General features: G+C 33.6%; 7 protein-coding genes. 6 read left to right on the forward strand and 1 reads right to left on the reverse strand.

Translation table 11 applies throughout. The features are described 5' to 3' along the window. Nucleotides 1-60 precede the first annotated feature (60 nt). The 5 genes from C1631_RS18390 to C1631_RS18410 all read left to right on the forward strand — a co-directional run bounded on the left by C1631_RS18390 (nucleotide 61) and on the right by C1631_RS18410 (nucleotide 8,040). Nucleotides 61-2,508 (forward strand): bifunctional UDP-N-acetylmuramoyl-tripeptide:D-alanyl-D-alanine ligase/alanine racemase, encoded by a 2,448-nt coding sequence (locus C1631_RS18390; RefSeq protein WP_103246693.1) that lies wholly within the window; start codon nucleotides 61-63, stop codon nucleotides 2,506-2,508. A gap of 2 nt (nucleotides 2,509-2,510) precedes the next feature. Then, on the forward strand, nucleotides 2,511-4,667 hold the full coding sequence (locus C1631_RS18395; protein WP_103246689.1) for a patatin-like phospholipase family protein: 2,157 nt from the start codon (nucleotides 2,511-2,513) through the stop codon (nucleotides 4,665-4,667). Between the two features lie 4 nt (nucleotides 4,668-4,671). Continuing rightward, the gene (gene ybeY / locus C1631_RS18400) at nucleotides 4,672-5,091 is read left to right on the forward strand and encodes an rRNA maturation RNase YbeY (RefSeq protein WP_109713656.1); all 420 of its coding nucleotides are present in this window, start codon (nucleotides 4,672-4,674) and stop codon (nucleotides 5,089-5,091) included. A gap of 147 nt (nucleotides 5,092-5,238) precedes the next feature. Next, a complete protein-coding gene (gene mnmG, locus C1631_RS18405; RefSeq protein WP_103246691.1) occupies nucleotides 5,239-7,101 on the forward strand; it encodes a tRNA uridine-5-carboxymethylaminomethyl(34) synthesis enzyme MnmG in 1,863 nt (620 codons plus the stop codon). A 117-nt stretch (nucleotides 7,102-7,218) separates the two neighbouring features. Further along, the gene (locus C1631_RS18410; RefSeq protein ID WP_103246692.1) at nucleotides 7,219-8,040 is read left to right on the forward strand and encodes a class I SAM-dependent methyltransferase; all 822 of its coding nucleotides are present in this window, start codon (nucleotides 7,219-7,221) and stop codon (nucleotides 8,038-8,040) included. Nucleotides 8,041-9,288: 1,248 nt separating this feature from the next. On the opposite strand, the gene C1631_RS18415 is transcribed toward C1631_RS18410, so the two are convergent. After that, a complete protein-coding gene (locus tag C1631_RS18415; protein ID WP_109713658.1) occupies nucleotides 9,289-10,479 on the reverse strand; it encodes a phosphoglycerate kinase in 1,191 nt (396 codons plus the stop codon). A gap of 643 nt (nucleotides 10,480-11,122) precedes the next feature. Here C1631_RS18415 and rpiB point away from each other — a divergent pair. Further along, on the forward strand, nucleotides 11,123-11,557 hold the full coding sequence (gene rpiB, locus C1631_RS18420) for a ribose 5-phosphate isomerase B (protein ID WP_109713661.1): 435 nt from the start codon (nucleotides 11,123-11,125) through the stop codon (nucleotides 11,555-11,557). Nucleotides 11,558-11,723: the final 166 nt, after the last annotated feature.

Consider the following 11,723-nt stretch of genomic DNA (forward strand, 5'->3'; position numbering starts at 1 on the left):
CTCTTTGTGATTTTACCTTTTTGCAATTTCACCAAAAAAAATAAAGCAGAAAGGGCACCAATGAACTATACAGTACAACAAATTGCAGAAATCACCCATAGCCAGATTATTGGTGATAAAAATGTATTGATCAAAAATATTGCTTATGATAGCAGGATTATTTACTCGATAAAAAATACTGCTTTTATCGCCATCAATACACATAAAAATTCCGGTGAAAAATTTATTGAAGCTGCAATCGATAGGGGAATCAATGTGATTATTTCGGAACATCAATATCCTCAGTTTGAAAATATTACCTGGATTATCGTTGAAAATTCGATAGCTTTTCTTCAAAAATTAGCAAAGTATCATTTCGAGAATTCTCATTTACAATCGATAGGAATTACCGGAAGTAATGGAAAGACTATTTTAAAAGAATGGTTGTACCAATGTTTATGGAACGAATTTCCGACGGTAAAAAGCCCTAAGAGTTTTAATTCTCAGATTGGTCTTCCCCTTTCTTTACTTCAAATTAATAATTCTCATCAGCTGGGAATTTTTGAAGTAGGAATTTCTCATCCGAAAGAAATGGAAAAACTTGAACATATTTTCCATCCCGAGATCGGATTGCTGACTCACATCGGAACGGCACATGCCGCCAACTTTTCTTCCGAAGAAGAGTTGATTGATGAAAAAATTAAACTTTTTAAAGATTCCAAAGTCATCATCTATAATGGGGACCATCCGATAGTAGACCAAAAAATAAAAAAATTATATGCCGGGAGAAAATTAATTTCTTACGGCTTACAAAAAGAGAACAACGTATTCATCAAAAACAATATTTCCAAAGATGAAAATATTATTGTTGAATATTTTGGGGAAGAAATCAGTTTTCCGGCTCATCAGAGAGACGAAGCCACGTTAACCAATGCTCTGGCGCTTATTACCATCCTTAAGGTATTGAACATCGAAAATAAAAAGATCGTCGAAAAAATCAACCTTTTAAAAGCCGTTGAAATGAGGCTTGAATCCATCGAAGGAATTAAAGGCAATATTATCATCAACGATTCTTTCAATTTAGATCTTGACTCTTTAAAGACTGCCCTTCAGTTTTTGAACGAGTACAACAAATCTAAAAAATCTTTGGTACTGACAGATATTGTAGGAGTGAATGCCAACTCACAAGAATTGTACGAAGAAGTTTCTGAGCTGGTAAATGAACAGCATTTTGATTCGGTGTTTCTCATTGGTGATGAGATTTCAAAGTTTAGTGAATTATTTAAATCTGAAACATATACTTTTATTGATACCAGAGAACTCATCGAAAGTAAACATCTTACTGAATTAGAAAATCAGATTATCCTTCTGAAAGGAGCCCGTAAATTTGAAATCGAAAAGCTTAAAGATATTCTTGAGCTCAGAAAACATGATACCGTGTTGGAAGTTAACCTTAATGCAATTCTTCATAATATTAACTATCATAAATCATTATTGCAACCCAACACCAAAATGATGGCGATGGTAAAAGCCAATGCTTACGGATTGGGCAGTTATGAAATTTCAGAATTCTTACAACACCATCATATAGATTATCTGGGGGTGGCTTATGTTGACGAAGGAGTTGAACTTCGTAAAAAGGGAATCACAACTCCAATCATTGTAATGAATCCTGAGCAACACAGCTATCAAACTATTATTGAATACAATCTGGAACCTGAAATTTATAGCTTCAGAGTGTTGGAATTATTCTACGAAGCTGTACAAAAATCCGGATATGATAAAAAATACCCTATTCATATTAAACTGGAGACAGGAATGCACCGTCTTGGTTTTAAAGATTTTGAATTGGATCAGCTCAGCGAAACTTTAAGTGACAAAAACCTTAAAGTACAGAGCCTGTTTACTCATTTATCTTCATCAGACATGCCTGAAGAAAAAGATTTTACTTTGAAACAGTTTGAGGTCTTTGAAAAAAATTCAAGCGACTTAATAGAAAAGTTGGGGTACACTCCTATCCGTCATATTTTGAACTCTTCAGGAATTACCAGCTATACTGATCATCAATATGACATGGTAAGAATCGGAATCGGAATGTTGGGAGAATCTTCAAATCCTGAAATTCAGAAACAATTACAATCTGTGGTAAGCTTTAAAACCGTAATTTCACAGATATCAATGGTTGAAAGTGGAGAATCCGTGGGTTACAGCAGAAGATATAAAGCAGATCATCTGACAAAAATTGCCACTGTTCCTGTAGGCTATGCAGATGGTATTCCAAGATTGATCGGAAACCAGATTGGACATCTGGGAGTCAATAAAACATTGGCACCTATCGTAGGAAATATCTGTATGGATATGATGATGATTAATGTAGAAAATGTTCCCAACATAAAGGAAGGTGATACGGTAACTGTTTTCAACTCAAAACCAAGTTTAAAAGAATTTGCAGATTATTGCAAAACAATAACCTATGAAGTTTTAACTTCCATTTCGCCCCGGGTGAAAAGGATCTATATAAAAGATTAACTATGAGAAAACTCCTGATTCTACTTTTTGTATTCCAGCTGCTTTTGATCCATTCTCAGGTAAAAAAGAATTTAGTAATACCGAAAAATCCAAAAATAGGACTGTCGCTTGCCGGTGGTGGTGCCAAGGGTTTCTCGCATGTAGGAGTACTTAAGGTATTGGATTCTTTAGGAGTAAAAGTAGATTATATTGCAGGAACCAGTATGGGAGCCATTGTTGGCGGACTCTATGCATCGGGATATTCAGGAAAAGAAATTGAAAAAATTGTGATGGATACCGATTTCTATTCATTAATTATGGATCCCAAATCCCGACAGGAAGCAAGTTTTTTCAATAAATCTGTAGATAAATATCTTTTATCCATTCCCCTTAAAAATGGAAAGATATCACTGCCCTCTTCCATCAGCACAGGACAAAGAAACGTATATTTATTAAAGGAGCTTTTTAAAAATGTTGCCAATATTGACGACTTTTCTAAAATGCCTATTCCTTTCTTATGCGTTGCTACTAACCTTGAAAGTGGAAATATGCAGATTTTTGAGAAAGGAGATCTGGTACAGTCCATTATGGCCAGTTCCGCTTTTCCATCTTTAATGGATCCTGTTAAAATTGGTGACAGTATTTATATTGATGGTGCAATGACGGTAAATTATCCATCAAAACCTTTAAAAGACAAAGGCATTGATATTGTCATCGGTGTTGATCTGAATCAGGATCTTTCAAAAAGAGAAGATTTAAATAATATTATATCTATTCTGAACCAGGTTATCGATTTTGGAATAAAAAAAGATACCAGAAAACAGTATAAATATACAGATATCAACATCAAACCTAACCTGAAGGGCATGTCTGCCACCAGCTATGATGATAAGAAAAAGATCCTCGATAGCGGCTATGCGGAAGGCTTAAAATACACCAAAATACTGGATGAGCTCCCAAAACGTCCTTTTGACCGCCTGAGACAGCGTGTAAACCCTATTTATTCCAATGTTTATAAAATAGACAGTATTTCTATTGAAGGAAGCAAAATATACGGAAAAAACTATGTTTTAGGGAAAATGGGGCTCCGTCTCCCCTCTCTTCAGACCTATGGTAATGTCAATAAAATGGTAGATAAGCTGGTTGCTACCAACAACTACAAATTCATCAACTATGATATCGTTCAGGAAAATGATGCCAATTATTTAAAGCTCTATGTCACCGAAGACGATGACCGACACTTTTTAAAATTCGGGTTACATTATGATGAAGTTTTCAAAACAGGACTTCTTCTGAATTATTCAGCCAAGAGACTTTTGTTTAAAAATTCGAATTTATCCGTGGATGTTATTGTAGGAGACCGACTCAGATATTACCTGAATTACTTTATTGATAACGGATATATTCCGGGATTTGGGATTTATTCTTCCGGAATGAGCTTTGATCTTAAAAATGTAGACAATAATGTTTCCGATAAATGGTCATGGACCAGAAATGAGGCCTATATACAGTCAATCTGGAAGGACAAATTCGCTATTGGAGGTGGAATAAGCCACGATTACTTTACAGCGGAAATTAATGGCGATAATAAGCGTAACGGACGCTTTCTAAACCCCTACATATTCTTAAAGAGCGATACCCAGGACGATAAAGAATTCCCTACAAAAGGGGTTTATTTTTCAGCTGAAGGAAAAGTAATTGATCTTTTAAAATCGGAAGTAGATAAAAGGATCATTCAAATAAAAGCAGATCTTAGAATAAATATTCCGCTTTGGAAACAATTTACCTATCGTCTTAATTTATTCGGAGGAATAACTATTGGTGAAAATCTTCCTCAATTCTACCAATATAGACTGGGAGGGATCTTTGAGCAAAATATTATTAATTTTAAAAGCTTTGGTGGGTTTTATTTTGCCCAGCTTCATACTAATAATGTGATTATTGCCTCAAATGATATCCAGTTCAGGTTTAATAAAAACTATTTTATCAGCGGAAACTTTAGCTTTGCCAATCTTTCCAACGACATCAAATTTGAGGATGCAGTTAAAGTAAATTATAGCTCATTAGGAATTACTGCAGGGTACAAATCTCCTTTCGGGCAGATTAAGGTAAACTTTAGCCACTCACTTAAAAACAATCAAAAAGGTATATTCAGTGTTATATTAGGGCACTGGTTTTAAAAAAATGATACAATTCTTTTACGAAAATTTACCAGAGTCGGTAAATACAGATTACAAAAAATGGTTGGAAGATCTCATTCTTTCAGAAGGAAAAAAACTAGGTGAAATCAATTATATTTTCTGCGATGATGAATATCTTCTAAAGATCAATCAGGATTATTTACAGCATGATTATTATACCGACATCATCACTTTTGATTATGTAAAAGGTAAAACAATAAGCGCCGAGATTTTTGTATCTTTGCAGCGCATTTCTGATAACGCCTCTACCCTTTCAAGAGATTATGAAGAAGAACTAAGAAGAGTCTTAGCCCATGGAATTTTACACCTAGCAGGCTATAAAGACAAGACAGAAGAAGAGGAAAAAGAGATGCGAAGAATGGAGGATTTGTACTTAACCAAATATCGGAATTCAGCGATTTAAAATTGAACAATCACTTAAAGTCCCTGATGTAAAGTACTCAAATATAGCAACAATATAAGTTTACTTACAGTGCATTCTCCAAAAATGTTTCACGTGAAACATTGGTTTAAAAAAGATAAAGTTTAAAGCTTAACAAGCGAGATAAAAATGATTTCAGAAATATATGATGTCATTGTAGTAGGTGCCGGACATGCCGGTTGTGAAGCAGCAGCAGCTGCCGCCAATCTGGGTTCAAAAACACTCTTAATTACAATGAATATGCAGACCATCGGACAGATGAGTTGCAACCCCGCAATGGGTGGAATCGCAAAAGGACAAATCGTAAGAGAGATAGATGCAATGGGAGGATATTCCGGAATTGTAGCAGACAAATCTGCCATCCAATTCAAAATGCTGAATCTTTCAAAAGGTCCTGCAATGTGGTCACCAAGAACCCAAAATGACAGAATGCTTTTTGCCGAAGAATGGCGTTTAGCATTAGAGAATACTCCCAATCTTGATTTCTTTCAGGATATGGTAAAACAGTTAATTGTTGAAAATAATAAAGTAACCGGAGTTGTTACTTCTTTAGGAATTGAGATCAAAGCAAAATCTGTTGTACTCACCAACGGAACTTTCCTTAATGGATTAATTCATGTTGGAGATAAGCAACTAGGTGGAGGAAGAATGGGTGAACCGAGAGCTTTTGGAATAACTGAACAATTAGTTTCTTTAGGATTTGAAGCCGGAAGAATGAAAACAGGTACTCCCCCAAGAGTAGATGGAAGAAGTTTAGATTACTCCAAAATGGAAGAACAAAAAGGAGATGAAAATCCTCAAAAGTTCAGTTATCTTGATACTCCTAAATTAACTAAACAATTAAGTTGTCATATCGTTTATACGAATGAAACAGTACATGATATTTTAAGAGAAGGTTTCGACAGGAGTCCAATGTTCAACGGAACAATTCAAAGTTTAGGGCCAAGATATTGCCCAAGTATCGAAGATAAAATTAACCGTTTTGCAGAAAGAAACAGACACCAGCTTTTCGTAGAACCTGAAGGATGGAAAACAGTTGAAATTTATGTAAACGGATTCAGCTCTTCCCTTCCTGAAGATGTACAGATCAAAGCAATGAAACATATTCCAGGATTTGAAAACGTGAAAGTTTTCAGACCAGGTTATGCTATCGAGTATGACTACTTCCCTCCTACCCAATTGAAACATACCTTAGAAACAAAATTAATCGATAATTTGTATTTCGCGGGCCAAATCAATGGAACAACCGGATATGAGGAAGCTGCAGGTCAAGGATTAATCGCTGGTATCAATGCTCATAATAAAGTTCATGAAAAAGGTGATTTTATTCTGAACAGAGACGAAGCCTATATTGGAGTATTAATTGATGATCTTATTACAAAAGGAACAGAAGAGCCCTATAGAATGTTTACTTCACGTGCCGAGTACAGACTTCTTTTAAGACAAGACAATGCAGACATCAGATTAACGGAGAAAGCATACCAGTTAGGACTCGCAAAAGAAGATAGATTACGCAAAGTAGAATCTAAAATATCTGAAAGTCAACTACTTGAAGAATTTTTACGTGAAACTTCTTTAAAACCAGGAGTCATTAATCCTATATTAGAATCTATAGAAAGCAGACCCGTAGACCAGGCATATAGAGCCTCCCAGATTCTTACCAGACCTAATATGACTTTAGAAAAACTCGATGAAATTGACTTTATTAAAGAAGCTTCATCAAAATACAACGATGAAGTAAGGGAGCAAACTGAAATTAATATCAAATACAGAGGCTATATCGAGAAGGAAAAAGAAAATGTTGCCAAACTAAACCGACTGGAAAACATTAAAATTCCGGATGACTTTGATTATACGAAGCTATCCAGCCTTTCTGCAGAAGCAAAACAGAAAATGACAAACGTACGTCCAAAGACTATTGCACAAGCAGGAAGAATAAGCGGAGTTTCACCAGCCGATATAAACGTTTTACTAGTGTATTTAGGACGTTAAAAAAGAAATGTTTCACGTGAAACATTTTATAATTTAAAACAAAAATTAAGGTATTTACAAGCGTTAAAATTGCTTTTGAATATCTTAATTTTTTAATATAAAAGATAACGAGTTCTAATGAAAATAAAAGATCATTTTCTTTCACAGGAAATATTTGAAATCAAAGAAACAGAAACGAAAGGTGTATTCAAAACCTCCCCTATTCCATCCAATATTTCCAGGTACTATGAAAGTGAAGATTATATTTCTCACCATCAAGATTCAGGAAGCCTAAAAGAAAAATTATATAAATTTCTTCAGTCTTTTAATCTTCAGTATAAAAAAAATATACTGGTAGATAGAATAAAAAAGGGATCCAAAGTTCTCGATTATGGATGTGGTGCGGGAGAATTTGTAAAATACATAGAAACAGATTTTGAAACATTCGGTTTCGAACCCAATACAAATGCAAGAAAAGCCGCGGAGAGTAAGATAACCAAAGCTCAAATTCTGGATAATATTCAAAAAATCGAAGATCATAGCCTGGATGCTATCACCTTATGGCATGTATTTGAACATATCGAAAATCAAGATGAGATGCTCGATATTTTTCACAGAAAGTTAAAAGAAAAAGGATTACTCATTATAGCAGTTCCTAACCCAACTTCATATGATGCTATACATTATAAAGAATATTGGGCAGCATATGATGTACCCAGACATATCTATCATTTCTCAAAAAATGGAATGGAAAATTTAATTTCCAAAAATTCACACTGGAAAATGAGAAAAATCAAACCATTGATTCTGGACTCGTATTATATCTCTATGTTGAGCGAAAAATATAAAAAATCACCTCTTTTTTGGCTTAAGGCGACGATCTACGGAACGATTTCGAACATAAAAGCTCTTTTTTCAAACGAATTTTCAAGTTTGATATATATTATTGAAAAAAGATAGAAAGTTGATTTTTGAGCCATTTCTGATGGTCAATTTTCGGCATTTTCTTCAAAAAAAACAAAAACTCAGGAATTTGTCCTGAGTTTTTTATTTTATGCATATAATGTATTTTCTCAAAAAATATAACCATGAACAAAAAATAATTTTAAATCAAGGAGTTAAATATTTTTTCTCCTCCTACTCTACCTAAGAAAAATAAAAAAACAAAATGAATAAGACACAACGATCAAAACATGACCAGAAAAATATCTGAAGACTATTGCTTGATTTATGATTTTAGAAAAACATCTCAGAGTAAAAATTAAGCAAATAAATTATGCTACAAAATCCAGTATAATTAATTCAAGCAAATCAAACACGTCAAAATATAAGAAAATAGAAATTCCAAAAGAAAATATCTTCGCAAACCATTTTTTTAGTAACATAAAAATATTAAGATAGAAAAACAATGCACTCCCCTACTCTTTTTTAAAATTAATATCAGATACCAAATAACTTTTAAAAAATAATCTCATTTCCTGTCAAAAAAAATCTTATCAAAAAGTCATTATTAAAAAAAAATAAAAAACTTCATAAAATTCTCTGGTTGCCAATTTCAAAAATACTTCACAAACTTTTTTATCTTGAATGAAAAATTTCCCCAAGAAAAATCCTTGTAACAAACATTCCGACTTAAAAAAAACGTGAAAAAATACTTTTAAATTCTGCAGAGAAACAAATAAAACTGATATAAAAAAAATTTCATCTTCGCAAAAAAATTAAATTTTACAAGAAAAATCCAGGCGAATAAGACGTTCTTACTAAAAATCTAACTTACAAATGTTATAACTTTTAATTATAACTATACGTTATGACCTGTCAATGCTACTAGCAGATGAGCCGGAAAAATAAAGGGAAATCAAATAGCATATCTCTAAAATAACAGTAAAAAAGAAATCCTTATCACCAAAATATTTTACGAAATTCTCTACCAGCACATGGAATTAGTATCAATTAGTATCTTTAAAAAATGATTTAATCATTATACAAATGACAAATAATAATACCAAATACAATTAATATAATAATAATTACCTGATTCTAAACAACAGGATAACTGGCCAAAATTGATGAAAAAATGAAATATTCTAAAGATAATATGGTGGAAAATCCACTGTAAACGATCGTAAATGAATCCTAAAAATAAGATGGAAAATAAAAAAAACCTGCTAATTTAATTAGCAGGTTTTATCTATAGAAATTCTTTTATTAATTGTTGATTGCGGCTACCCCGGGAAGCTCGAGTCCTTCCAGACTTTCAAGCATTGCTCCACCACCAGTAGAAACATAACTCACCTGATCGGCATATCCAAATTGCTTAACGAAAGCAACACTGTCACCCCCTCCTACTAAAGAAAAAGCTCCTAATCTTGTTGCTTCTGCAATGCTTTCACCTAATGCAATGGTTCCTCCGGCAAAGTTTGACATTTCAAAAACACCGATTGGTCCGTTCCAAAGTATTGTTCTTGAGTTCAATAGCACATCATTGAACTGGTCTCTGGATTTGTGACCAGCATCCAATCCCATCCAACCTTCGGGTATCGCATAAATATCAACTTCTTTTCTTTCCACATCATTACTGAAACTTTCGGCAATAATTGCATCAGAAGGAAGATATACTTTTACTTTATTTTCTTTAGCCTTTCCTAAAATCTCTAAAGCTAACGGAAGCTTATCTTCTTCAACTAAAGAGTTTCCTATTTTACCACCAAGAGCTTTAATAAAAGTAAATGCCATACCACCTCCAATGATCAAATTGTCTATTGCAGGAAGAATATTTTCTATAATGGTAATTTTAGTTGAAACTTTAGATCCACCCAGAATAGCTGTAATAGGTCTTTCACCACTTTTAAGGACTTTATCTATTGCTTTCAATTCTTTCTCCATTAATAAACCGAAAAACTTAGTTGAATTAAAGAACTTAGCTATAACCGCTGTAGAAGCATGAGCCCTGTGAGCAGTACCAAAGGCATCATTTACATAAGCGTCTCCCAGTTTAGAAAGTTGCTCAGCAAACCCTTCATCTCCTTTTTCTTCTTCATTGTGGAAACGCATATTTTCTAACAATAAAATTTCCCCGGTTTTCAATTCAGAAGCGGCTTTCTCAGCTTTTTCTCCTACACATTCATCAACAAATTTAACTTCCTGACCCAGAACTGCAGAAACTTCACCTACAATATGTTTAAGAGAAAACTCATCTTTAGCTTCACCTTTTGGTCTCCCCAGGTGAGTCATTAAGATAACGGAACCGCCATCTTTAAGAATTTTCTCAACCGTAGGTTTCACTGCTACGATTCTTGTGTTATCGGTTACTTTGAATTGATCATCCTGCGGAACATTAAAGTCCACTCTTACCAGAGCTTTCTTGTCTCTAAAATTAAAATCATTGATTGTTTTCATACTGTAGATTTATTTTTCTCAAAGATCATATATCATCGCTGCCATCCAACTTGTTTCCTTTTGCAGGATTTTTCTCCATCGCGATTTCATACATTTCATTGAATTTTCGTTTCACAAATGTAAGGTTTTAAACTTTTTCAACAGATTGATTAAATTAAAAGTTTTCAAAAACTTTCCCCGAAGTCAGTCATTCACTAATCAACATTTTTTATCTCTTTAAAAAAAGAATAATGCTGTTGTTGTTATGTATTGTTAGTATCGGGGATAAGTTTTAGGCTTAAAGTTTACCATACTCAACTCGTACTCAATTCATATTTAATTCACAACATAAATCCTTGTAAACCTGCATTTTCAGGCACTTATTAACAATTGTGGATAACTTAAGATAAATGATAATATTAGTTATTTTATTATGGAAAAGCCTGGGGATAGCTGAAGAAAACATCCGGAAAGTTGTGGTTAAAAATTCCGGAAAAGATTTCTATTACGAAATAAATTGAAGTTTAAAAATAGAAAGTTGGTAAAAGTTTTCCACACTTACTAACATCGCTTTTCACAATTAATCCCCGGTTTACTAACACGAATTGTTATTATTCTTACCTTTGTAAGGAAATAAAATCTAAAAAGGCTTAATACAAGTATTATGAAAAGAAAAATTGCTATTGCAGCGGACCATGCAGGCTATGAATATAAGGAGATTGTTAAAAACTACCTTTCAGAAAAGTTTGAAGTTCAGGATTTTGGAACGTTTTCCACAAACAGTGTGGATTATCCGGACTTTGTACACCCTGCGGCAACTTCTGTTGAAAACGGAGAAAATGAATTGGGAATTTTGATCTGCGGAAGCGGAAACGGTGTTCAGATCACTGCGAACAAACATCAAAAGATCAGATGTGCTCTTTGCTGGATGCCGGAGATTGCAACACTGGCAAGACAACATAATGATGCCAATATGATTTCAATGCCGGCAAGGTTTATATCAAAGGAACTGGCTATTGAAATTGTAGATAAATTTCTGTCAACGGATTTCGAAGGTGGAAGACACCAGAACAGGGTTGACAAAATTGCAGTTTGCTAAATATACTAAGGCTTGTAAATCGATTTACAGGCCTTATTTATTTTTTATTTGTACATTTGCAGTGTCCAATAGAAATTACAGTCTATTATTCTACAGAACCCTTCTTCAATTTAAAGGATATTTAATAGAAGGTTTTTCTCTTTACTTCTCCATATTTGTAGTAAAT

Origin of the sequence: Chryseobacterium phosphatilyticum (genome assembly GCF_002899825.2) — a bacterium.
In the GTDB taxonomy this organism is placed as follows: Bacteria; Bacteroidota; Bacteroidia; order Flavobacteriales; family Weeksellaceae; genus Chryseobacterium; species Chryseobacterium phosphatilyticum.